General features: G+C 64.1%; 24 protein-coding genes. 10 read left to right on the top strand and 14 right to left on the bottom strand.

The window, feature by feature from the left end; translation table 11 throughout:
* The first annotated feature begins 20 nt into the window (after positions 1-20).
* On the top strand, positions 21-1,037 hold the full coding sequence (locus tag AC4D2M_RS04150) for a LacI family DNA-binding transcriptional regulator (RefSeq protein ID WP_490890213.1): 1,017 nt from the start codon (positions 21-23) through the stop codon (positions 1,035-1,037).
* 74 nt (positions 1,038-1,111) lie between these two features.
* Here the strand turns inward: AC4D2M_RS04150 and AC4D2M_RS04145 are convergent, their stop codons facing one another.
* From AC4D2M_RS04145 to ybaK, 4 genes are all read right to left on the bottom strand, one after another.
* Positions 1,112-2,146, bottom strand: coding sequence for a M14 family zinc carboxypeptidase (locus AC4D2M_RS04145; protein ID WP_490890212.1), 1,035 nt, complete (start codon positions 2,144-2,146; stop codon positions 1,112-1,114).
* A gap of 178 nt (positions 2,147-2,324) precedes the next feature.
* The gene (locus tag AC4D2M_RS04140; RefSeq protein WP_490890210.1) at positions 2,325-4,121 is read right to left on the bottom strand and encodes a M23 family metallopeptidase; all 1,797 of its coding nucleotides are present in this window, start codon (positions 4,119-4,121) and stop codon (positions 2,325-2,327) included.
* A 245-nt stretch (positions 4,122-4,366) separates the two neighbouring features.
* A complete protein-coding gene (locus AC4D2M_RS04135; RefSeq protein WP_490890209.1) occupies positions 4,367-5,269 on the bottom strand; it encodes a diacylglycerol/lipid kinase family protein in 903 nt (300 codons plus the stop codon).
* 84 nt (positions 5,270-5,353) lie between these two features.
* Positions 5,354-5,842, bottom strand: a complete 489-nt coding sequence (gene ybaK, locus AC4D2M_RS04130; RefSeq protein ID WP_490890208.1) for a Cys-tRNA(Pro) deacylase — start codon at positions 5,840-5,842, stop codon at positions 5,354-5,356.
* Between the two features lie 117 nt (positions 5,843-5,959).
* On the opposite strand from ybaK, the gene AC4D2M_RS04125 reads away from it, so the two are divergent.
* Together AC4D2M_RS04125 and AC4D2M_RS04120 are read left to right on the top strand one after the other, a co-directional pair.
* Positions 5,960-7,261 (top strand): cation:proton antiporter, encoded by a 1,302-nt coding sequence (locus AC4D2M_RS04125; protein ID WP_490890207.1) that lies wholly within the window; start codon positions 5,960-5,962, stop codon positions 7,259-7,261.
* The gene (locus AC4D2M_RS04120) at positions 7,254-7,994 is read left to right on the top strand and encodes a YqjF family protein (protein ID WP_490890206.1); all 741 of its coding nucleotides are present in this window, start codon (positions 7,254-7,256) and stop codon (positions 7,992-7,994) included. Before AC4D2M_RS04125 ends, AC4D2M_RS04120 begins: the two co-directional genes overlap by 8 nt.
* A gap of 15 nt (positions 7,995-8,009) precedes the next feature.
* Here AC4D2M_RS04120 and AC4D2M_RS04115 read toward each other — a convergent pair whose 3' ends face one another.
* Positions 8,010-8,288: an acylphosphatase gene (locus AC4D2M_RS04115; protein WP_490890205.1), complete on the bottom strand. Its 279-nt coding sequence runs from the start codon at positions 8,286-8,288 to the stop codon at positions 8,010-8,012.
* Positions 8,285-8,980 carry an SDR family oxidoreductase gene (locus AC4D2M_RS04110; RefSeq protein ID WP_490890204.1) on the bottom strand — a complete coding sequence of 232 codons (696 nt, stop codon included), beginning with the start codon at positions 8,978-8,980 and terminating at the stop codon, positions 8,285-8,287. Before AC4D2M_RS04110 ends, AC4D2M_RS04115 begins: the two co-directional genes overlap by 4 nt.
* 160 nt (positions 8,981-9,140) lie before the next feature.
* On the opposite strand from AC4D2M_RS04110, the gene AC4D2M_RS04105 reads away from it, so the two are divergent.
* The 3 genes from AC4D2M_RS04105 to AC4D2M_RS04095 all read left to right on the top strand — a co-directional run bounded on the left by AC4D2M_RS04105 (position 9,141) and on the right by AC4D2M_RS04095 (position 12,380).
* Entirely contained in the window at positions 9,141-10,112 is a 972-nt protein-coding gene (locus AC4D2M_RS04105; protein WP_490890203.1) for an aldo/keto reductase, read from the top strand.
* Between the two features lie 7 nt (positions 10,113-10,119).
* Positions 10,120-11,118 (top strand): SDR family oxidoreductase, encoded by a 999-nt coding sequence (locus tag AC4D2M_RS04100; RefSeq protein ID WP_490890202.1) that lies wholly within the window; start codon positions 10,120-10,122, stop codon positions 11,116-11,118.
* A 68-nt stretch (positions 11,119-11,186) separates the two neighbouring features.
* On the top strand, positions 11,187-12,380 hold the full coding sequence (locus tag AC4D2M_RS04095; RefSeq protein ID WP_490890201.1) for a TerC family protein: 1,194 nt from the start codon (positions 11,187-11,189) through the stop codon (positions 12,378-12,380).
* Between the two features lie 86 nt (positions 12,381-12,466).
* Here AC4D2M_RS04095 and AC4D2M_RS04090 read toward each other — a convergent pair whose 3' ends face one another.
* The gene (locus tag AC4D2M_RS04090; protein ID WP_490890199.1) at positions 12,467-12,715 is read right to left on the bottom strand and encodes a hypothetical protein; all 249 of its coding nucleotides are present in this window, start codon (positions 12,713-12,715) and stop codon (positions 12,467-12,469) included.
* A 174-nt stretch (positions 12,716-12,889) separates the two neighbouring features.
* On the opposite strand from AC4D2M_RS04090, the gene AC4D2M_RS04085 reads away from it, so the two are divergent.
* From AC4D2M_RS04085 to AC4D2M_RS04070, 4 genes are all read left to right on the top strand, one after another.
* On the top strand, positions 12,890-13,861 hold the full coding sequence (locus tag AC4D2M_RS04085) for an ATP-grasp domain-containing protein (RefSeq protein ID WP_490890198.1): 972 nt from the start codon (positions 12,890-12,892) through the stop codon (positions 13,859-13,861).
* Positions 13,862-13,928: 67 nt separating this feature from the next.
* A complete protein-coding gene (locus tag AC4D2M_RS04080; RefSeq protein WP_490890197.1) occupies positions 13,929-14,348 on the top strand; it encodes a ChaB family protein in 420 nt (139 codons plus the stop codon).
* 113 nt (positions 14,349-14,461) lie between these two features.
* A complete protein-coding gene (locus tag AC4D2M_RS04075) occupies positions 14,462-15,520 on the top strand; it encodes an iron-siderophore ABC transporter substrate-binding protein (protein ID WP_490890196.1) in 1,059 nt (352 codons plus the stop codon).
* 93 nt (positions 15,521-15,613) lie between these two features.
* On the top strand, positions 15,614-15,919 hold the full coding sequence (locus AC4D2M_RS04070) for a PRC-barrel domain-containing protein (protein ID WP_490890195.1): 306 nt from the start codon (positions 15,614-15,616) through the stop codon (positions 15,917-15,919).
* 72 nt (positions 15,920-15,991) lie between these two features.
* Here AC4D2M_RS04070 and AC4D2M_RS04065 read toward each other — a convergent pair whose 3' ends face one another.
* The 7 genes from AC4D2M_RS04065 to AC4D2M_RS04035 form a co-directional block, all read right to left on the bottom strand.
* Entirely contained in the window at positions 15,992-16,225 is a 234-nt protein-coding gene (locus AC4D2M_RS04065; RefSeq protein WP_490890194.1) for a DUF6480 family protein, read from the bottom strand.
* Positions 16,222-16,485 (bottom strand): hypothetical protein, encoded by a 264-nt coding sequence (locus AC4D2M_RS04060; RefSeq protein WP_490890192.1) that lies wholly within the window; start codon positions 16,483-16,485, stop codon positions 16,222-16,224. The genes AC4D2M_RS04065 and AC4D2M_RS04060 overlap by 4 nt, the downstream gene beginning before the upstream one ends.
* 105 nt (positions 16,486-16,590) lie before the next feature.
* On the bottom strand, positions 16,591-17,976 hold the full coding sequence (locus AC4D2M_RS04055; RefSeq protein ID WP_490890191.1) for a dihydrolipoyl dehydrogenase family protein: 1,386 nt from the start codon (positions 17,974-17,976) through the stop codon (positions 16,591-16,593).
* A 78-nt stretch (positions 17,977-18,054) separates the two neighbouring features.
* The gene (locus tag AC4D2M_RS04050) at positions 18,055-18,813 is read right to left on the bottom strand and encodes an iron ABC transporter ATP-binding protein (protein WP_490890189.1); all 759 of its coding nucleotides are present in this window, start codon (positions 18,811-18,813) and stop codon (positions 18,055-18,057) included.
* Entirely contained in the window at positions 18,810-19,817 is a 1,008-nt protein-coding gene (locus AC4D2M_RS04045) for an iron chelate uptake ABC transporter family permease subunit (RefSeq protein ID WP_490890188.1), read from the bottom strand. Before AC4D2M_RS04045 ends, AC4D2M_RS04050 begins: the two co-directional genes overlap by 4 nt.
* The gene (locus AC4D2M_RS04040) at positions 19,807-20,826 is read right to left on the bottom strand and encodes an ABC transporter permease (RefSeq protein WP_490890187.1); all 1,020 of its coding nucleotides are present in this window, start codon (positions 20,824-20,826) and stop codon (positions 19,807-19,809) included. The genes AC4D2M_RS04045 and AC4D2M_RS04040 overlap by 11 nt, the downstream gene beginning before the upstream one ends.
* A gap of 47 nt (positions 20,827-20,873) precedes the next feature.
* Positions 20,874-21,824, bottom strand: coding sequence for a siderophore ABC transporter substrate-binding protein (locus AC4D2M_RS04035; RefSeq protein WP_490890186.1), 951 nt, complete (start codon positions 21,822-21,824; stop codon positions 20,874-20,876).
* Positions 21,825-21,826: the final 2 nt, after the last annotated feature.

Below are 21,826 nucleotides of genomic sequence, written 5' to 3'. Positions count from 1 at the left end.
TTGCTCTGAGGGAGGGCGTCGTGGTTGGCATCAAGGATGTGGCAGCGCTTGCCGGCGTCTCCACGGCCACGGTGTCCCGCGCGCTCAGCGGCAACGGGCAGGTCTCGGAACGCGCTCGGTTGAAGGTAGTTGAGGCCGCGAAACAGCTGGACTTCGTGCCGTCCTTCTCGGCGTCGTCGCTCGCGTCGGGCCGGAACCGGAACGTGGGCGTGGTTGTGCCGTCTGTCAACCGCTGGTACTACTCCCAGATTGTGGACAGTGTGGCGGCGTCCCTCCTGGACGCAGGCTATGACCTCACGCTCTACAACGTCAGCGACGGCGCCGGCCACCGCGACCGGGTGTTCTCCGAATTCCTGCTGCGTCAGCGGTGCGACGGCGTCATCTCCGTTTCGCTGCAGCTGTCCGACACCGAACTTGGACAGCTGCTCGCGGTGGGTAAGCCGATCGTCGGTATCGGCGGCCCGCTGCCGGGTGCGGACACCATCAGTGTCAACGAATTCGTGATAGCCCAACTGGCCACGGAGCATCTGATCAGTCTGGGGCACCGCCGCATTGCGTACATCGGCGGACCGGAGGACGCCGCAAAGGACTTCAACATCTCCGAAGGTCGACGCCGCGGCTACGAGGTGGCCATGGAGGCCGCCGGGCTCGAAGTGGTGCAGTCGTGGCTGTCCTACGCGGACTTCACCATTCCGGGCGGATATGCGAGCGCCAAACAGGTGCTGGGCTATCCGAGGAACCGGCCGACCGCCGTCTTCTGTGCATCGGATGAGATGGCCATCGGCACCATTGTCGCCGCGCGGGACCTGGGCCTGCGGCTACCCGACGCGTTGTCAGTGATCGGAATTGACGGCTACGACCTCGGCGAGGTCTTCGGGCTGACCACGATTGCGCAGTACCCGGCGATGCAGGGGGCCCGGGCCGTCGAACGGATGCTGCAGCTGTTCGCCTGCGAGGCCGAGTCCGGGGAACGCACCAATCACACGGCCCATACAGAGATGATCGTGCGCTCCAGCACCGCAGCACCGATGGAGTAGGTGGTCAGTCCGGAGCGGGACCGAAGGGCGGTAACCGCAGCACGCGGCTACCGCCCTTCGGTAGTGGCTGACTGCTACTCCGCGCGGGTGTTCTGCGTAGCGAGAGTGTCCCAGAACGACGTATCAGCCGTATTGATCGAGCCATCCGCGATTGCCCGCACTGTGGCGTCGAGCGTGGTGATGGTCTGTTTGATCAGGTAGCCGTTGCTCTTCTGGCCGAGCACCGCGCCCTCATTGAAGTGGTCGGACATGCCGCGCATTTCGAACAGTAGGGTGGAGATTCCGTACTCGACCGCAATTCCGTTCCGGCTGATGGTCTCGGCCGAACCGCCGTTGTACTTGCCGAGGTGTCCCCAGCCTGTGGAGTCGACTGCATCAAACACCACCGCACCGAGGCGCTTGGAACCCTCTAGGACTGCCGGCTCAACGTTGGGTGTGGTGGGATGCAGGATTGAGCCGGAGACCAGCTTGCCGTCGCGTTCGCTGCTGGTGCCCTGGTGGTGTAGGTCGATCATGTAGTCGATGTCGTACTTGGCCATGACGTTGTAGTGCAGCGCTTGTGTCTCAGGCTGGATCTTCGCGACATGGTCGCGGTTCAGATCCACACCGACGGCGTTGTACCGGGTGAGGTGCCGGTCGCCGCTGGCGATGTAGTCGTCAAGGGAGAAGTCAACATCGCCCATGGCACCGTCCGGATTCAGCATGGGGACAATCAGTACGTTGACGCCGTCGAGCACGCCGCCTGTCTTTCCTGTGCCGAGGTGCTTGATGAATTCAAGCGCGCCCTCAGTGGTGAGCTGCTCGTTGCCGTGCTGCTGGGTGAGGAAGAGGATGGTCGGGTTGTCCGGGTTGGAGATGTACTTAGCGAGGTACAGGTCTCGGCCCTTGACCGACTGGCCGATAACCTCCAGTTCCATGGCGTCCTGTTTGGCGTCCTGCGTCTTGAGGTAGTCCGCCATTTCGTCGTAGGTCCGGAGGATTGACGTGTTGATGGTTTCGTTGCCGTTGTAATTGGGGCCTTCACCAACCGCAAAGGTGGGCGCGGCGACGGCAACGGAGGAGACGGTGAGCGCGCCGGCGAGAGCGGCTGCAGCGAGTGATTTCTTCACAGGGAAGGGTGTTCCTTTCAAAGAGGCGAATCAGACGAGGTGTCACGAGGTTACTTGCAGCAAGCAACTTCCTGATGCAATTCGACCAGATTCATGCCAATTTGGGTCTACCATCTTGACGAACACACGAGATGGTGTTGTACGCGTGGATCGCCAATGCCGTGGCGCGATGCAGGGACTACGGCGTGGTTTGGGCAGCGCCCGGTGCACAAGGACCCGGAATCGGCAACCCTGTCACTGGATCGATGGGCAGCCCTGTCACCGGATCGATGAGTAGTCCTGTCACCGGGTCAATGGCGGCGTCCGGTGCGATCTCGCAGGTGGGCGGCGGCGTGACGGGTGCCGTCGGGTCCGCGGTGGGAAGAGGATCGGGGGTCGGGGTTGGGTCTGGGACCGTGGGCGTGGGGGCCGGAACGGTTGGCGTTGGATCCGGAACGATCGGGCTCGGGGCCGGGGCCACGGGGGTTGGGTCCGGAACGATCGGGCTTGGGGCCGGGGCCACGGGGGTTGGGTCCGGAACGATCGGGGCCGGGGCCACGGGGGTTGGGTCCGGAACGATCGGGGCCGGGGCCACGGGGGTTGGATCGGGAACGATAGGCGTTGGATCCGGAACGATCGGGCTCGGGGCCGGGGCCGGGGCCACGGGGGTTGGGTCCGGAACGATCGGGCTCGGGGCCGGGGCCGGCGGGGTGGGATCCGATGGCGATGGCGATGGCGACGGTGAGGAGGTGCCTGGCGCTGAGGGCGAGGGTGAAGACGTGCCTGGCGCTGAGGGCGAGGGTGAAGACGTGCCTGGCGCTGACGGCGAGGGTGAAGACTTGCCTGGCGCTGACGGCGAGGGTGAAGACTTGTCTGGAGCCGAAGGCGTGGGGGTGGGAGAAGGCTTCGTGGTTGTCTTACCCGAGGATGGCGACGACGGCGACGGTGAGGCCGTCACAATCGAGCCCGGCGATGACTTCTCGGTGGTGGAGTACGACCTGCCGGCGGTGGGACGCTTCCCCTGAGCAGACAGTTCTGCGTCCACGCGGACCGGTGACTTGAAAGCCACCGGCTCAAGCGTATGCGCCTTCGGAGAGGCGAGATAGGCAACCCAGGCGGTGTCGCCGTCGCGCCCGTTGCCCGTTCCCGGAGTGAAGTTCGCGAGGCTCGGCATCTCAGCCGGACCGCCCTCCATCGCAATCAGCTTCCACTCGCTCGGATCCGTGTGCACACCGTTCAGGATGGTTTCGAAATGCAGATGGCAGCCGGTGGACCAGCCGCTGGTGCCAACGGTGGCGATGACCCGACCGGCGCCCACGCGGTCGCCGGTCTTGACCGCAATTCCCTCAAGGTGGTTGTAGGTGGTGACCAGTCCGTTGCCGTGGTCAAGTTCAACGCGGTTGCCGCCGCCCCAGGGGTGCCAGCCAACCGCGCGCACAACGCCGGCATCGGCCGAAAAGACCGGCGTACCGCAGGGTGCCGCGAAATCCTGACCGGAGTGGAACTCACCGTGCTCGCCGGTGATGGGGCTGGTCCGCAGGCCATACGGTGAACTGGGTGCCAGGAACTGCAGGGGCGCAACGAGCAGGCCCTTGCCAGGACGCTCCATGCTGCCGCCGAGGAACTCTGCCGTGGCTTTGTCAGCGTTCGCCCGGGCGCGGGGAGACGCCTGCGGATCGGGAATCTGGCGACCGGGGACCAGGGAGTCGGTGGTGCCGAAGGGGGACTGGAACGTGGGCTGTCCGAGTACCTGCTCACCGACATAACCGGTATGAGGCTGGGTGGCGCCAGGCAGAATGTCTGTGCCGAGCGCGAGAATCGAGCCGCTGACGCTGGCGACGGGAGCCGCGGAGCCGACGGGGGGCACCGTGCTGGTGACCGGGTAACTGAAAGAGGAGATGACAGCAACCGCCAGGCACACGCTGATGCCCGACCGGACCGCACGAGGGCGGCTCTTCAGGGCCGGATGGCCGGACGTTGGCCTAGCTTTTGTCACTGGTACTCCCCATGTGTCTCCCCTAGTGAAGGTCAGTTCCGACCGGACCCCCGGGGAGGAATCCGAACAATCAGCCTTCGCTAGGTGCCCGCAAGGGGCCCGTCATTGCTGGTGGCTGACATTCAGCCTAGTGGGCTGTCTGCCATGGAGATAGAGTGCTCCGCGTCTCTTGTGGAAACCTTGAGTGAACCTGCGGAGCACTATGGCAATACCTCAGAATCGGTGCGATTACTGCGGTGCGGCAACTACTGCGGCGCAATGACGTGCCAAGCGTCGCGCAGCACTTCCCAGCGGCGGTGGGTGAAGGGACCCCGCAGCTCGCCGTCATTGCTGACCCGGAACCCGTGGTCGTCTACCGCGGTGATTTCCACAGTCTGCCCGCGCCCGATCCGCACGTCGCTGCGACGTGCGTGGTCACCGTGCTTCAGCCCCAGCGCGTACCCCACCCGGGCAGCCCGGCCCACCGATTTCCAGAGCACGACGTCGACAAATCCGTCATGCGGATTGGCGTCAGGTATGAGACGTGCACCTCCGCCAACGGTGCCGCCGAGCCCGAGGGCAACCATCAGGAGCGGGCGGGAGCCGTCATGCAGCTCCTCACCGTCGACCCGCACGCTCAGGTTCAATCCCGGTGAACTGACACCGGCGGCGATGGCACCCAGGTGGTATCCCAGCTTTCCCGCCTTGATCCTCGACAGTTTCTTCTTTACGTCGGCACCCTTGGCCGCGGCATCCGCGCCGATCCCTATATGGAGGGCGTTGACAGCAATGCTGTCCTCACTGACCAGCAGTTCCATTGCGCGTGCCGGTCCGGACATTGCACATTCGGCGGCGTGCAGCGGGTCGAGCGGAATCTTCAGCGACCGCGCAAGATCGTTTCCGGTGCCTACGGGAATGATGCCGATCGGCCCCGCGGAGTCGAGCTTCCCGGCCCGGTAAAGGCACTGGATTGCGGCGTGGATGGAACCGTCACCGCCCAACAGGATCAGTTGGCGGCCGCCAAGGCCCGCGAGTGCGGTGTCAAGCGCGTCCAGGTCTTCTGTCCGCGCAAGTTCAAAGGTGGTGCCCCGCCTGGCTGACGCCGAGGCAAGGAAGGAAACGACGGCGTCGAGACTCCGCCCGTACGCCGTTCCGGCGGAGGAGTTCACGACCGCCAGAATGCCCTGACTATGCACAGGTGCTCTTGTCTGCAGGAGGGATTGGGACAACCGGCACTACGATAGTACGTCCGGTCAACGGGAGGCGAGGGGCGCCGTCGTACCGCCGGTCGCGCGGAGGAGATCAGCCGGCGAGAGCTCGATTTCGAGCCCCCTCCGGCCGCCCGAGACGAGGATCGCTTCGAAGACGAGCGCAGACTCGTCCAGCACCAGCGGGCTGGGTAGTCTCTGCCCGAGCGGCGATATTCCGCCGATAACGTACCCGGTCCGCCGCTCCGCAGCAGCCCGATCCGCGATGGTTGCCCGCTTGCTGCCGCACGCGGCACCCATCGCTTTCAGATTCAGTGAGCGGCTCACGGGAACGACGGCGACCGCCAGTTGCCTGCCGACATCCACCATGAGCGTCTTAAATACCCGGGACGGATCAACCGCCAGCTTCTCCGCTGCCTCCGTTCCATAGTGTTCGGCAGAGGAATCGTGGACGTAGCTGAGGGTACGGAAGGGAACGCCCAGTCTGGTCAGAAGCATGGTCGCGGGAGTTCCGGGCTTATCCAGGAATTTCATAATTTCCCCCGGGACGCTAGACAGTGACAGCAGTATCCCATCCCAATCCCACGGCCGCCACGAACACGCCTCACACGAGTATCTTTAGGCAGGACCATTCGGCGAGAGGGAACCTTCGTGCTCAAACTTTTTGAGGGCCCCAGCATTATCTTCACGGTTTTGGGTGCCATAGTTTTTGCGGCTGCACTCCTTCCCCGCCTTTTGCGGCGGGCACCCGTCTCCATGCCGATGGTGTTCCTTGCCGCAGGCATCGTGGTGTTTGCCCTGATTGACTATCTGCCCACACCGGACCCGGTGAAGTACGAAGTGGTCACCACGCACCTCACGGAGGTTTGCGTGATCATTTCCCTTATGGGTGCAGGCCTCGCCCTCGATCGACCGATCGGCTGGCGTGCCTGGTCCACCACGTGGCGCATGCTCGGGATCGTGATGCCTGTGTGCATCCTGGTGTTCGCCCTCATGGGTTACGCCTTCCTGGGGCTCGGAGTTGCCAGTGCCATCCTTGTGGCTGCCGCACTGGCTCCTACCGACCCGGTCCTCGCTTCGGAGGTCCAGGTGGGAGAGCCGGCCGACGGAGAGGAAGGGTTCGACCGTGAGGATGAGGTTCGGTTCGGCCTGACAAGCGAGGCCGGTCTCAACGACGGCCTCGCCTTTCCATTCGTGTACCTGGCCATCGGCATCAGCCTCGTCGGCACCGAGCCGAGCGCATGGTTTCCGCAGTGGTTCTTCATCGATGTCCTGTGGCGCATCGGATTCGGCGTGCTGCTCGGGTACGGCACGGGCAAGCTCCTCGGGCGCGTCTTCTTCTCCTCACGCGTAGACTCATTCCGCCTCTCCAGCCATTCCGAGGGGTTCGTTGCGCTCGCGGCGACGTTCCTGGCCTACGGCGTCACGGAAACATTCGAAGGGTACGGCTTCATCGCTGTGTTCGTCTGTGCCATCACCATTCGGGCCGCTGAGCGCGATCACGGCTACCACCGCGTGCTTCACAGCTACGTGGAACAACTCGAACGGTTGCTTTCCGTTGTCATTCTGGTTCTGCTGGGCGGGGCCATTGCACGGGGACTCCTCGAGACGATTGGCTGGACCGACGTCCTCCTTGCACTGGCCTTCCTGATTCTCGTCCGGCCGTTGGCCGGGTTCCTCGGGCTGCTCGGTGGCCAGACAGGTGCGCGGGAGAAGGTGGCGCTGGCGTTCTTCGGCGTCCGCGGAATTGGTTCCCTCTACTACCTCGGCTACGGGCTCAGCAACGGCGAGTTCGACGCCGAGGCGAACGAGGTCTGGGCTTTCGTGGGTCTTGTGGTGTCACTTTCAGTGGTGCTGCACGGGGTAACGGCAACGCCGGTCATGATGGCCCTCGACCGCGTCCGGAAGCGACAGGCGGATACCGAGGGGGAAGCGCCGAGAACCCATGTCTGATCCTTCCGCAGCACGCGATCGGTGGCCGGAGCCGCCTCCGCTGCGCACCCCTGCGCTGATGGACCAGTTCTGGGGCGACGCCGTCTTCCTGCACTGGCGCATCGCCAGCTCCGAGGCAGCCCGCTTCATGCCTGAGGGCACCGTTCCGGACGAGTACGACGGCGACTCCTGGGTGGGGCTCATCGGTTTCCGCATGTGCGGAGCAGGTCTGGGACGCGGATTGCCCGTGCCCTATTTCGGAACCTTCACCGAGGTAAACGTTCGGCTGTATTCGCGGGACTCCACCGGTGAGCGAGGCGTCGTTTTCCTCACCCTCGACGCGTCCCGCCTGGCGGTCGTGCTGGGTGCCCGTGCGGCAGGCATTCCCTACGTCTGGTCCCGTTGCCGGCCCCGGCACCGCGCGCAAGGCACCGGGTACTCCGTGAACAGGTTTCGCGGGGCCATGTCGTCGTTCGCGGTTGTGCCCACAGGGAGCACCGCCGCGGATCCGCTGTCCATTCACCTGACGGCGCGGTTCGGGCTCCACTCGCGGTTTGCGGGCCGGACTATCTACATCCCCAACACCCACTCACCATGGCCGCTCCAGACCGCCGTGCTGGATCACTGCGACGACGGGCTGGTGCGCGCCGCGGGTCTGGTGGTGGAGGGTCCTCCGGAATCGGTGCTCTACTCGCCCGGCGTGCAGACCCAGTTCGGGATGCCGCGCAGGGTCACGGAAACCTCCGGCGACTAGCCGGCTCCCAGCCCGCTAGTCGGTGACGAAGCCGCTCAGTTCGCTGGCGCCGTCGTCGTGCAGGTCTGCATCCACATTCTCGACCCGACCGGGAGTATTCCCGGAGTTCAGCCACTTCAGGAGCTGGTCAACGGACGAGGAGGGGCCGGCGGCCACCACGAGAACCGATCCATCGGGTTGGTTGGTAGCTGATCCCACAAGCCCTAGCTGCTCCGCCTTTTGGCGCGTACGGTAGCGGAATCCGACGCCCTGGACCTCACCCGTCACCGTGGCTACCAGGCGTACCGTGCTCATGCCATGCCCGAGGGTCGGATGTTGAGAGATTCGACGGTGGAATCGCGGGAGGCGTCCACCGCCAGCCGAACCGCCTTGGCGACCTGCGTGGGCTGGATCCACGCGGTGGGGGAGTAGTCCTTGCCCTCGAACTCGTGCAGTTCGGCCTGCATGTCCGTGGCCACCCTGCCCGGGTGAATGGAGGACACCCGGACGCCGTTGGGCCGCTCTTCCTCCCTCAGTGCGTCAGTGAGCGCCCGGAGCGCAAACTTGGTGCCGCTGTACACCGCCGACCCGGACCCCGAGGTGTAGCCTGAGCCCGAGTTGATCGCGATCACCTGTCCGCCGGCGGCACGGAGGGCAGGCAGCAGGAGACGGGTCAGTTTCGCGACGGCGAAGACGTTGATTTCGAAGCTTGTCCGCCAGGCGTCGTCGTCGAGGTCAGCCACGGCACCCATCCTCAGCACGCCGGCGGAGTGCACCAGCACGTCCAGCTGTCCGATGCCGGCGACATCCGTCTCCGAAACCTCACGCACGTCCAGCGCGAAGGGCTCAGCCGACGGGTACGACGACGCGATGGCCTCCAGAGAGGCGCGGTCCCGCCCGCCAAGCAACAGGTGGTGGTTTCGCGCGAGTTCGTCGGCAATGGCGCGGCCGATTCCCCGGGAGGCGCCGGTGATGAGTGCCACGGGCAGTGATTGCGAGGGAGTCATGGGTGAAATCCTAGGCGGACCGGAAGATCCGTGCAGGTCCGGCGAGCTGCACCACGGCTGAATTCGCGAAGGCTGCGCAAAAGTGCCCACTAGCGCAAGGGCCCGAGGCTTGGCAGGATGGAAAGCGGATTCCCATTCGTCCTCGAGAGGAACTTCGCTGATGCAGTACACCCACCTCGGCCGCTCCGGCCTGTCCGTTTCCCGTCTGTGCCTTGGCACCATGAACTTCGGGCCCAAGACCGAGGAGTCGGATTCCCACTCGATCATGGACTCGGCCCACGCCTCCGGGATCAACTTCTTCGACACCGCCAACGTGTACGGCTGGGGCGTCAACAAGGGCCGTACGGAATCCATCGTCGGCCGGTGGTTCGCCAAGGGCGGGGGACGCCGGGAGAAGACCGTGCTGGCCACCAAGCTCTACGGCGATATGGACGAATGGCCCAACAACGGCAAGCTGTCCGCACTGAACATCCGCCGCGCCCTGGACGCCAGCCTCCAGCGCCTCCAAACCGACTACATCGACCTCTACCAGTTCCATCACGTCGACCGGAACACTCCCTGGGACGAGATCTGGCAGGCCATCGAGGTTGCAGTCCAGCAGGGCAAGATCCTGTACTCGGGCAGCAGCAACTTCGCCGGCTGGCACATTGCGCAGGCCCAGGCGGCGGCCGCACGCCGCAACTACACCGGGCTCATCAGCGAGCAGTCCATCTACAACCTGCTCACCAGGACCGTCGAACTCGAAGTCCTCCCCGCCGCCCAGGAATACGGGCTCGGCATCATCCCGTGGTCACCACTGCACGGCGGACTGCTCAGCGGCGTCCTGAAGAAAGAGAACGAGGGCGTCCGCCGGCTGGAGGGGCGCGCCGCTGACACCCTCGAGAAGCACCGCGACCAGATCCAGCGCTACGAGGACCTCGCCGAGAAGCTCGGGCACTCGCCGGCGGACCTTGGCCTGGCCTGGCTCCTTGCCCAGCCCGCCGTGACCGCACCCATCATCGGCCCGCGCACGCAGGAACAGCTCGACGGCGGCCTGCGTGCCCTGGAGATAAAGCTCGACGAGGACACCCTGTCTGCGCTCGACGACATCTTCCCCGGCCACAAGACAGCGCCCGAGGACTACGCATGGTGAGCGACCAGTGAAGATCCTGTGCATTGGCGGAACCGGGGTCATCAGCACCGCGGTGGTGGACCGGGCGCTCGCGCTCGGCTACTCAGTCACCATCCTGAACCGCGGCAGCTCGACCGAGCGTCCGGCAGCGTCCCGCGCCGAACTGGTGCAGTCCGATATCCGGAAACCGGACGAAGTGCGCGCTGCCCTCGGTAACCGCACCTTCGACGTCGTCGTCGACTTCGTGGCCTTCACGCCGGACCACGTTGCCACGGACATCGAGCTGTTCACCGGACGCACCGGGCAGTACGTGTTCATCAGCTCGGCCTCGGCGTACCAGAAGCCCCCGGCGTCGCTGCCCATCCGCGAGTCGACTCCGCTGCGGAACCCGTTCTGGCAGTACTCACGGGACAAGATCGCGTGCGAAGACCTGCTGGTGGAGGAGTACCGGGAACGCGGCTTCCCGATCACCATCGTGCGCCCGTCACACACCTACGACCACACCAAAATCGCCATCACCGGCGGCTGGACCGACATCGCACGGATGCGGGCAGGGCGTCCAGTGCTGGTGCACGGTGACGGAACCTCCCTCTGGACGCTGACGCACAGCACCGACTTCGCGAAGGCGTTCGTCGGGCTGCTGGGACTGCCCCAGGCGATCGGGGACAGCTTCACGATCACGTCGGACGAATTCCTCACCTGGAACCGCATCTACCAGTTGTTCGCCGATGCCGCCGGAGCACCGGAACCGGAGTTGATCCACGTTGCCTCCGAGACCATCGCCGCATACCTTCCGGATCTTGGGCCGCAGATCATCGGGGACAAGCAGCACTCGGTGATCTTCGACAACACCAAGGTCAAGGCGCTGGTTCCCGACTTCGTCTGCACAACACCCTTTGCCCTCGGCGCGCGGGAAATTCTCGCCTGGTATGACGCAGATCCCAACCGTCAGCACATCGACTCCGAACTGGATGTAGGGTTTGACCGGATCATCGCGGCGGCGAGGCGGTTGTCTACCGGTAGCTGAACTGCTTGCAGGTGCGTTGGACGTCGAACTACGGTAAATCGACAGCACACTGACGAGGAGACGTAAGCATGGAAGTGCCCACTATTGTCTGGATTCTGACAATTGCAGGAATCGCGGGGCTGCTTCTCTTCGACTTCTTCTTCCACGTCCGCAAGGCCCACACGCCCTCGCTGAAGGAAGCCAGCATCTGGTCTGCCATCTACGTGGGGATCGCGCTGCTCTTCGGCGTGGGTGTGCTCATTTTCGGCGGTACTGACATGGGTACCGAGTACTTCGCCGGGTACATCACGGAGAAGGCGCTCTCCGTGGATAACCTCTTTGTCTTCCTCATCATCATGACCACCTTCAAGGTACCGCGTGCCGATCAGCAGAAAGTGCTCCTGTTCGGCATCGTGTTCTCACTGATCGCGCGGACCGGCTTCATCTTCCTGGGCGCCGCCCTGATCAACTCCTTCGCCTGGGTGTTCTACATCTTCGGCCTGATCCTGTTGCTCACCGCCGGCAACATCCTGAAGCCGAAGAACGTCGAGGAGGAAGAGACGTTTGTTGTCCGCCTGGCCCGGCGGTTCCTTCCGGCTACGGAACATTACGACGGCGACAAGCTCTTCACGATCGAAGACGGCAAGAAAGTCCTCACGCCGATGCTCCTGGTCATGGTGGCTATCGGCGGTACGGATATTCTGTTCGCCCTTGACTCCATCCCCGCAATCTTCGGGCTGACGCAGAGCGTCTTCATTGTTTTCACCGCGACGGCGTTTTCGCTGATGGGCCTGCGCCAGTTGTATTTCCTCATTGACGGGCTGCTGGACCGGCTCATCTACCTCTCCTACGGGCTGGCGGGCATCCTCGGCTTCATCGGCGTCAAGCTGATCCTTCACGCGCTGCACGAGAACACGGTTCCATTCATCAACAACGGTGAGCACGTCGAGGTTGTTGAAATCTCCACCGGGCTGTCTCTGAGCGTGATTCTCGGCGTCCTGATCGTCACGGTCATGGCTTCCCTCCTCAGCCCGAAGGGCAAGGTGAAGAACCTCGTCTCAGGTGCCCGCCGCCACGCCATCCAATACGTCGATCTCAACTACGAGACGGACATCAACGAGCGTGAGCGGATTTTCAACAAGATGTGCGCGGAGGAGCAGATGCTCAGGAAGCAGCCCGAGAAGTACAAGCGCCTCATCCGCAATGAAACCGAGTTCATGGCGCTCCTCAGGCTCGCACATGAGGAACACGAGGCTGCGCTGGAACGCGAGCCCACCCGCTAGTTCCGCCAACAAGAGCACGACGACGGGTTCCCGCCTTGCAAGGGAGGGGACCCGTCGTCGTTGGTTGGTTGGCTGGTTTCTGCCGTTCAGGCGGCCAGGCTTGATTCCTGGGTGGCCAACCGAATCTGCCAGATGGCGTACTCGTCGGTGTGGAGGATGGCGCGGCGGCCGTCGGAGTCATCCCGTATCCACACGACGCCAAGGCCGGGAGCGGTGTCCTCGACCAGGCCGCGATAGTGGACCTCGTCGCGGCGGTGGGCTTCGATGGTATCGCCTCGGCGCAGGGTGCCGAGGTCGCGGATGCGGCTGATTTCTGTGGCGTTGATCAGAGACATTGCGGCTCCTTGGTAAGGATGGAACCGGCTTTTTCGCGCCGGTGAGACAAGCTTCCCGCGGCGGTGTTGCCGTCCAGTTACGGCCGGGTTATCTCTGCGGGTAGAACGCGTTGCCGTTGATGCTTCGGCGCCGAGGAGCGGAATAGTGCGCACGAGGCTGCCGTTACAACGGACATGACCAGGATCTACGCCCTGCACGAGAACCCTGAGTGGTTTCCTCCGTTCGCCAGCGCCTTCGAGGAGGAGGGGCTTGAGTTCGAACAGTGGCTGCTGACCGACGGTGTCCTCGACCTGGATGCAACGCCGCCGGAAGGCATCTTCTGGTCGAGGATCAGCGCGTCGGCGCATACCCGGGATCATGGGCTGTCCAAGGACTATGCCCGCGCGGTCCTGTCCTGGCTGGAGGCTCACGGCCGCAGGACCGTGAACGGGCGGCGCATCCTTGAACTCGAAATGAGCAAGGTGGACCAGTTGACCGCGCTCAAGGCAGCCGGCATCGATACGCCCCGGACGGTGGCCGCCATCGGACGCGACCGGATCCTGGAAGCAGCCAAGACGTTTCCGACTCCCTTCATCACCAAGCACAACCAGGGTGGAAAAGGGCTCGGTGTCCGCAAGTTCGAGAGCCACGAGGAACTTGCCGAGTACGTGGCGTCGGACGGGTTCGAGGAACCACAGGACGGTATCACCCTGGTACAGGAATTCATCCGGGCCGCTGAACCGGTCATCACCCGGGTGGAAATCGTGGGCGGTGAGTTTATCTACGCTATCCAGGCGGACACAGCGCGCGGAGGGTTCCAGCTCTGCCCGGCGGACGCCTGCGCCATTGACCCGACCACCGGCAAGCCGGTCATGCCGCCGGGTGCAACGATCGAACCGGAGGCAGATCAGCAACTGTTCAGCCTGCGCCGCGACTTCGATCATCCGATCATCGCGAAGTACCTGCAGTTCGCGCGCCGGAACAACATCGAGGTGTGCGGCATCGAATTCATGGAGACGGCGGACGGACGCGTACTCACCTACGACGTGAACACCAACACCAATTACAACGCCCTGGTCGAAGCCGATGCGCCGCGCTCCGCACCCAGGGCGCTCGCAAAGTATCTGGCGGCAGTGGCAGCCGCGCCGGCGCCGTCGTTCGCCTAGCGGTGCTGCAGGCCCAGCGGTAGCCTCGGAACTGCAGGCCCTACCCGATACGGAAGGAGCAGATGCAATGCCGAAGGTAACCAAGTCAGGGAAGGTCAAGACCGACGAGCTGCCCAGCACCCTGCAGCGGTCTGACAAATTGGCGCAGGAGACCTACGCCAAGACCCTCGATTCCGCGGAGGAACAGTACGGTGACGGCGAGCGGGCACACCGCACCGCGTACAGCGCGTTGAAGCACACCCACGAGAAAGTGGGCGACCACTGGGAGCAGAAGGACTCCAAGGGTCCGTCCGATGAGCAGGCCGAAGGCGGGCGTGGAACGTCGAAGGAGACTGCCGGGGGCGTGGACGCCAACGCAACCAAGGAGCACCTCTACGACATCGCGAAGAAGCTTGACGTGCCGAAGCGCTCGACCATGAACAAGCAGGAGCTGGTGGAGGCCATCCAGAAAGCCAATGACAGGGAAACCCGTAAAGCGCGAGACTGACACCTATTACGCAACACAAACATTTCGTAATCGATGAAAGCCTAGGCTAACCTTACTTTCGTACCCATCCCGACGGTCCGTTCGATGCCGTCTCGAAAGTCAAGGAGCCCCCGATGGCCCCCACACGCGTGCGCGGTTTGATCGCCGCGGCAGCGATTGCGGTAATGTCCCTCTCCGCATGCTCGACCGGCCCGTCCGGAGGCGGCTCCGAAGCTGCCGGAGCGAATGAAGGCGGCTCCGCTGAAGCGTTCCCCGTAACTATTGAGCACGCTTTCGGCGAGACCGTAATCGAGGAAAAGCCCGAGCGCGTGGCCACCGTCTCCTGGGTCAACGCCGATGTTGCCCTGGCGCTCGGCGTGGTTCCGGTCGGCATGCCGGTGGACGAGTATGGCGGAAATGACCAGGGCTCCACACCGTGGAAGGACGCCAAGCTCGAAGAGCTCGACGCCGCTATCGGCACCGAGAACGCGCCCGTTCAGTACTCCGAGGCTGACGGCATTGCCTTCGACGAGATTGCTGCGACCAACCCGGACATCATCCTCGCGGCATACTCCGGTCTCACTGAAGAGGATTACAACACGCTCAGCGAAATCGCTCCCGTGGTCGCCTATCCGGAGGTTGCGTACGGCACCGCGTGGCAGGATTCGACCGCAATGATCGGTGATGCTCTCGGCTTGACCGAAGAAGCGGAGCAGCTCGTGGCCGAGACCGAGGACCAGGTCGCCGAGGCCGCCGCGGAGTACCCCGCGATCGCGGGAAAGTCCTTCATCTTCGGCAACCTGGAACCGAACAGCTCCGAGGGCGTGAACATTTACACCGCCAGCGATAACCGTCCCCGTTTCCTCAGCCAGCTCGGCATGGAAATGGCTGACGTCGTTGCTGAGAACACCACCGGTGACGAGTTCTTCATCCCATGGTCAGCTGAGCGTGCCGACGAACTTGAGTCGGACGTGTTCGTGACCTGGGTTCCGGATGACGCCACCAAGGAAGCAATCGCCGAGGACCCGCTGCTGAGCCAGATCCCAGCGGTGAAGTCCGGTGCGCTTGTCGCCGACGCCGACAACACCCTCACCCTGTCCATCTCCGCAGCCAGCCCGCTGTCCCTCGTCTGGGCGCTGGACAAGTGGCTGCCGATGATCAACGAGGCCGCCGTTGCGGCTGAGGGAGCGTAACCCTCCAGGGAGATCACATGGGAGCGTCGTTGCCTTTGGGTGCTCGATGCACTGGAATGGTAAGGGTACTTCTCATCTACACTCGGAGGCATCATGGATAACCTCGAACTCGAACAACTGCAGGCAGCCACAGCATGGGACCTCAACGGGGACAAGCTTGGGAACGTCTCGCAGGTGCACTTTGACGGAGTCTCGCGCAAGCCCGCCTGGGTGACCGTCGGGCTCGGATTGCTGAACACGAGGGAGAACTTCGTTCCGCTCGCCGGTTCACGGTTGGACGGCGACAATCTTTATGTCGCGGTCACCAAGGACACCATCAAGGACGCGCCGGACTTCACGGCTGAAGAAGGCCTCACGGCTGAACAGGAATCGAAGCTTCGGGACTATTACCGCATCTGAGATCGACAGACAGCAAAGCGGCCGTCCCCCATGGGGCTCGGCCGCTTTGCTGTCTGGGTGTGACTATGCCGCCTAGGTGAACAGCCCGACGATGTAGCCAACGAAGAACAGGAGCCCAAGCAGTACGAAGATGCCGATCAGCACCAACCAAATGCGGGAAGCCGCCTTCCCGGGTGCGTTTTCCTCGTGGCCCTGGGGCCCGGCTGTACTTGCTTCGCCGGGAGGGGTTTCACCTGGAGGCACGCCGCCGCCGGGCTCCAGCCCTGTGACGTTGTCCTGTTCCGGATCCGGGTTTGAGGCGCTCATGACTGTTCCTGCTCAGAAGATTGAGGGGCGTTGGATGCCCGGGGAGTCCATGACATGGTGATGTTTGCGCCCTCGTCAGTCTCGCTGACGAAGAGATGCAGGTCTTCGCCGTAGAGATTCTCATGTTCGACGACGTCCCCCGCCTCGTGTGCGAGGTCAGCGAGCCGGCTGATGGCTACTGCCATTGCCCGGCCCCAGTCGTGCGGGTGCTTGCTGTCCGACTCTTCCGTTACCGAAAACTTCTTCTCCGCGCTGCCCATGGCTACTCCTCACTGCGCTCATACCGGTGCCTCAGGCTCTGTGCCTGTTCGCCCCCGTTGATAAGCAAGCTTTGTAGTGATCCTCGTCCCACAGTAGCAGTCCGACTACCAGGAGTCTTTCCCTGCTCCCCGCACCACCTTCCGCGCCGCATGGCCGATGATCGAACTGTAGGTGGGGTAGGCGAACTTCACGCGGGCAAGGGTGGCGACGTCCGTGCCGGCCGCCATCGCGGCCGCGACCGCCTGGATAACCTCCACTGCATTCTCGCCGACAGCGTGCGCACCGAGGATCAGTTCGCGGTGCCGGTCAGTGACCAATTTCAGGAATCCCTGCTCCCGGTCATCGATGATGGGGCGCTCCACCGCGCCATAGGGAACGACGACGACGGCGCACTCCGGGTCACGTTCCCTCGCGTTCTCCTCGGTCAGCCCCACCCCGGCATAGTCAGGGTCAGTGAAACCACCCTCCGGAAGCAGGTGGTGTGGCGTGGTGCGGTGCGCTCCGAGGACGGCGTTCTCCGCTGCGGTCTCACCCTCGAAGACCGCAGCCTGCACCAGCATGGACGTTCCATTGGCATCTCCGGCAACGAAGATGTGCGGGACGTTGGACCGGAGGTAGTTGTCCACCGGGATAGCTCCCCGCGTTGCGGTGATCCCGGCGGCGTCCAGACCAAGACCGTCGATGTTCGCCGGCCAGCCGGCAGCCATGACCACCGCTCCAACCTGAGCCGACTCCACGCCATCGGTTCCCTGCCAGCTGATCTCGAGCCGGCCGTCGTCGTGCTTTTCGATGCTCTCCACACCACGGATGCCGACGTCCACGCGCACGCCGCGGGAACGGAAGCTTTCCGTCACGGCGGTGGAGACGGCCTCGTCCTCGGTGGTGAGAATGCGCGGGGCCAGGTCGAGGAGGGTGACCCGCGAGCCGAGCGCATCGAAAATGGTGGCGAGCTGCGCGCCCGTGTGGCCGCCGCCGATGATCGCAACGGTTTCGGGGAGGTCCGGAAGGTCCAGCACCTCATGGGGGAGCACGGCGTGCTCGGCGCCCGGGAGGGGGAGCCGGCGCGCGCTACCGCCGACGCACAGGATGATTGAGGCGGCAGTGACCGTGCGGCCCCCAATAGAGATTTCCTGGGGCGCGGTGAAGGCGGCCTCGCCCTCCAGCAGGGTGATCTTCAGGCGCTGCATGGACTCGCTGTACCCTTTTGCGTCCAGCACGCGGTCCACGGTGGAGCGGACCCGCCGGACCAGTTGCGGCCAGTCAACCGCGGGCTCCTGCACAACGATTCCGTACTCGCGGGCGGTGCGCACCTCCCGGTACAGCCGTGCCGTTTTTGCGAGCACCCGCGTAGGCACACAGCCCGAGTTGACGCACGTGCCGCCCAGCCGGGCACGCTCGACGACGGCGGTGCGTGCCCCCAGTTCCGCGGCGCGGGTTGCAGCAGCCATGCCTGCCGGGCCGGCACCGATGACCAGTACATCAAAATCCATCACGGCCTCCATGGCTCCCATCCTGCCCCATGGGACAGACAATCCGTCAGGGCGCCGCCGGATACCCAGGGCGCGCACTCAGGCGAAATATACCCCGATGCGGTTGCCGTCGATCTCTTCGATGCGGATCTCGATGTCGTACACCTCGCGCAGCAGCGACGTGTGCATCAACTCTGCGGGAGTGCCCTGGTGCACCACCGCGCCGTTTCGCATTGCGATGATCCGGTCCGAGTAACAGGACGCGAAGTTGATGTCGTGGATGACCAGCACCACGGTCTTGCCAAGGTCCTCAACGGTGCGCCGGAGCATGCGCATCAGGTCCACGGCGTGCTTCATGTCGAGGTTGTTCAACGGCTCGTCCAGGAAGATGTAGTCGGTGTCCTGGGCCAGCACCATGGCGATGAACGCCCGCTGCCGCTGCCCGCCGGAGAGCTCATCCACGAACCTGTCAGCCATTGAACCCAGATCGAGGTAGTCCAGGGCACGCTCAATATGCAGGCGGTCCTGTGATGTCGGCCTGCCCTGGTTGTGCGGGAAGCGTCCGAATCCCACCAGATCGCGGACCGTCAGCCGGACGGTGAGCTGGTTATCCTGGCGCAGAATCGCCATTTTCCGTGCCAGCGTGTTGCTTGCCGTCGTACTTACGTCCATGCCCTCGATCACAACCGAACCGCTGTCCATGGGCAGCAGCCGGCTCATCATGGACAGCAGGGTGGACTTGCCTGCGCCGTTGGGGCCGATGATCGAGGTGATGCCGCCCTGGCGTATGGCGGCTGTTACGGAGTCGACGACGGTATCGGAGCCGTACGCCTTGGTCACGCCGGACAGCTGGATCATTTGATCGAACCTTTCAGGAGGAGGGCGATGAAAACGATCCCGCCGACGAACTCGATGACGATGCTCAGGGCGGTGTCGAAGCCGAAGACCCTCTCGAGGATCAGCTGACCGCCGAGGAGCGCGATGGCGCCCAGCAGGATGGCGATCGGCAGCACGTATTTGTGCCGGAACACCGCAGAGAGCTGGTAGGCGACCGATGCCACGAGCAGGCCGAAGAACGTGATCGGTCCCACCAGGGCAGTGGAGACTGCCACGAGCACCGAGCAGATCACCAGCACCTGCGTCACGGCGCTTTGGTGGTTCACGCCGAGGCTGAGGGCGGTTTCCCGTCCGAGGGCCAGAACGTCGAACTGGTTCCGGATGCGCCAGCCGGCCGCACTCGCGGCGAAGATGGCCAGCGCTGACACCCCCAACAGGGACGAGTCGACGTTATTGAAGCTGGCAAAGAACAGGTCCTGCAGAACCACAAACTCGCTCGGGTCAATGAGCCTCTGCAGCAGCGAGGAGATTCCGCGGAAGAGCGTGCCGAAGATAATGCCCACCAGCAGCACGAGGTGCAGCGACTTCCCGCCGCCGACGAAGAGCCAGCGGTAGAGCACCCACGAGAACGCAACCATCAGAACCACCTCCATCAGGAAGCGGGCGCCTGAGCCCAGGGTGAGGAGGGCCTGCGTGCCGATGGTGAAGGCAAGGAACGTCTGCAGGAGGATGTACAGCGCGTCGAACCCCATGATCGACGGCGTGAGAATCCGGTTCCCCGTGACCGTCTGGAAGAGCACGGTGGATACCCCGACGGCGTAGGCCACCAGCAGCATCGACGCCACCTTGGTGGCGCGCAGCGGCAGGACATAGGCCAGGTTCCCCGAGAGGCCGATGGTCATGAACGTCAACGTCAGCGCGGCCGCAAGAAGACCCAGCACCAGGATCCAGGTCCGGGGACCGGGTCCCTGAAGGGGCCGCCGTCGTCGTACGGTCAGTGCGGGAGGCATTGCTTCAGGCGACACGGCGGCGGCTCCTCAGCAGGAGGTAGAGGAAGCCGGCGGCTCCGACGACGGACAGGACGGTGCCTACCGGGATCTCGTAGGGGAAACGGATCAGGCGGCCCAGGATGTCGCACAACAGGAGCAGGCCCGCGCCCAGCAGCGCAACCCACGGCACGGCCCGGCGCGCGTTGTCCCCGATCAGCATGGAGACGAGGTTGGGCACCAGCAGGCCGAGGAACGGCACTGCTCCGACGGTCACAACGACGACGGCGCTGATCAGCGCGACGATCACGAGTCCCAGACTCATCACCGCCCGGTAGTTGAGGCCAAGATTGGTGGTGAATTCGCTGCCCATCCCGGCGACGGTGAAGCGATCGGCGGCAAAATAGCCCACGATTGTGAGTGCCCCCACCAGCCAGAGGAATTCGTAACGGCCCGCGAGCACGCCGGAGAAATCGCCCACCATCCAGCTGTTCAGGCTCTGGAGCAGGTCGAACCGGTAGGCGAAGAAGGTGGTGACAGCGCCGATGATCCCGCCCAGCATGATGCCGACCAGCGGGACAATCAATGAATTCCGCAGGGGCACGCGCCGCAATATAAGCAGGAAGAGCGCTGTTCCGGCGACGGCGAAGACCGCTGCCACGCCCATCTTGGCCAGCAGAGGAGCTGCCGGTATCAGCACCGTGACAACGAGAATGCCGAGCATGGCGGACTCGACGGTCCCCACGGTGGAGGGCTCAACGAACTTGTTGCGCGCCATCAGCTGGATGATGAGCCCGGCCACGCCCACCGCCACGCCCGTCAGGAGAATGGCGAGGGTACGCGGGATTCGGCTGATGAGCAGGATCCGTCCGGCTGTGCCGTCGTCGGACTGGGAGAACAGGGCTGCCGGCGAGACGTCGCTGACACCGATGAGCAGGCTCGCAACAGAAAGGACGACGACGGCGAGCGCCGCAAGCCCGGCGCGTAACGCTGGGAACGGGCGGCGGGCCGTCGTCCGGACATCTGCCGGTGAAGGTGCTGTGATCACAGAATGGCCTTGTGCCGGTGACAGGTGAGTGTAACCGGCGGATGAGATCAGCTGATCAGTGCGTCGTTGACGGAGCTGACCATGGCCTCGACGTTGCCCAGGCCGTACCCCACGAGGTACCAGCTTGCGGCGTCGAGGTACACGATGTGATCCTCCTCTGCTGCGGTGGTGCCATTGACCAGATCGTTGTCCAGGACCGCGGAGGCGGCGTCACCGGACTCACCGATTGCGGAGTCGCGGTCAATCACGAAGAGGTAGTCGGGGTTGGTTTCAGCAATGAACTCGAAGGAGATGGACTGCCCGTGGGAACCGTCCTCAGTGACCTCAGCAGCCGGCTCGACGCCGAGGACGTCATGGATGAGGCCGAATCGGGATCCGGCGCCGTAGGCGGTCAGTTCACCGCCGCTGGTCAGGACGATCAGGCCTGTGCCGGAGCTGGCGGCGTTGCCCTGCGCCTCCGAGATGCCGGCGTCGATGGCGGTGAGGTGCTCGGTCACCTCAGCTTCCTTCTCGAAGATGCGGCCGAGCGTGGTGCTGACCCCCTTGAAGCTGTCGATCGGTGCGGCCTGGTCGACGCTCAGGTCGATGGTGGGGGCGATCTCGCTCAGCTCGTCGTAGTAGTCGGCGGTGCGGCCGGAGATGATGATGAGGTCCGGCGCGCCGGCGGCAATCGCCTCGAAATCGGGTTCCTTGACTGAACCGATCTTGGTGTAGTCATCGGACTCGTACGCGTCCAGCGCCTGGGGAAGATTTCCCTGCGGAACACCTGACACCGCAACGCCGAGTGCGTCCAGCGAGTCGAGCACTCCCAGGTCGAAGGTGTACACGTTCCCGGGATTGACAGGGACAGTTGTGCTTCCCTGTGCGTGTTCCACCGTAAGCGTGGTTCCGGTACCGGCTGCCTCATTGCCGGCGTCTGCGGAACCACCGCATGCCGTCAGGGCCAGGACGGTTGCCGCGAGCGCGGCAACCACACTGATTTTTCCAGGATTTTTCACGT

This window comes from Arthrobacter sp. TJ-270 (assembly GCF_058269075.1).
The sequence above is the reverse complement of the archived record's forward strand: the minus strand, read 5'-3'. Positions and strand labels throughout refer to the sequence as shown.

Bases quoted from the DNA above. Each gene is read 5' to 3' on its own strand.
- ybaK (WP_490890208.1), bottom strand. From the start codon at position 5,842: ATGAAATTCCTGGATAAGCCCGGAACTCCCGCGACCATGCTTCTGACC.
- AC4D2M_RS04120 (WP_490890206.1), top strand. From the start codon at position 7,254: ATGTCTGATCCTTCCGCAGCACGCGATCGGTGGCCGGAGCCGCCTCCG.
- AC4D2M_RS04115 (WP_490890205.1), bottom strand. From the start codon at position 8,288: ATGAGCACGGTACGCCTGGTAGCCACGGTGACGGGTGAGGTCCAGGGC.
- AC4D2M_RS04110 (WP_490890204.1), bottom strand. From the start codon at position 8,980: ATGACTCCCTCGCAATCACTGCCCGTGGCACTCATCACCGGCGCCTCC.
- AC4D2M_RS04105 (WP_490890203.1), top strand. From the start codon at position 9,141: ATGCAGTACACCCACCTCGGCCGCTCCGGCCTGTCCGTTTCCCGTCTG.
- AC4D2M_RS04095 (WP_490890201.1), top strand. From the start codon at position 11,187: ATGGAAGTGCCCACTATTGTCTGGATTCTGACAATTGCAGGAATCGCG.
- AC4D2M_RS04090 (WP_490890199.1), bottom strand. From the start codon at position 12,715: ATGTCTCTGATCAACGCCACAGAAATCAGCCGCATCCGCGACCTCGGC.
- AC4D2M_RS04085 (WP_490890198.1), top strand. From the start codon at position 12,890: ATGACCAGGATCTACGCCCTGCACGAGAACCCTGAGTGGTTTCCTCCG.
- AC4D2M_RS04080 (WP_490890197.1), top strand. From the start codon at position 13,929: ATGCCGAAGGTAACCAAGTCAGGGAAGGTCAAGACCGACGAGCTGCCC.
- AC4D2M_RS04075 (WP_490890196.1), top strand. From the start codon at position 14,462: ATGGCCCCCACACGCGTGCGCGGTTTGATCGCCGCGGCAGCGATTGCG.
- AC4D2M_RS04070 (WP_490890195.1), top strand. From the start codon at position 15,614: ATGGATAACCTCGAACTCGAACAACTGCAGGCAGCCACAGCATGGGAC.
- AC4D2M_RS04065 (WP_490890194.1), bottom strand. From the start codon at position 16,225: ATGAGCGCCTCAAACCCGGATCCGGAACAGGACAACGTCACAGGGCTG.
- AC4D2M_RS04060 (WP_490890192.1), bottom strand. From the start codon at position 16,485: ATGGGCAGCGCGGAGAAGAAGTTTTCGGTAACGGAAGAGTCGGACAGC.
- AC4D2M_RS04055 (WP_490890191.1), bottom strand. From the start codon at position 17,976: ATGGATTTTGATGTACTGGTCATCGGTGCCGGCCCGGCAGGCATGGCT.
- AC4D2M_RS04050 (WP_490890189.1), bottom strand. From the start codon at position 18,813: ATGATCCAGCTGTCCGGCGTGACCAAGGCGTACGGCTCCGATACCGTC.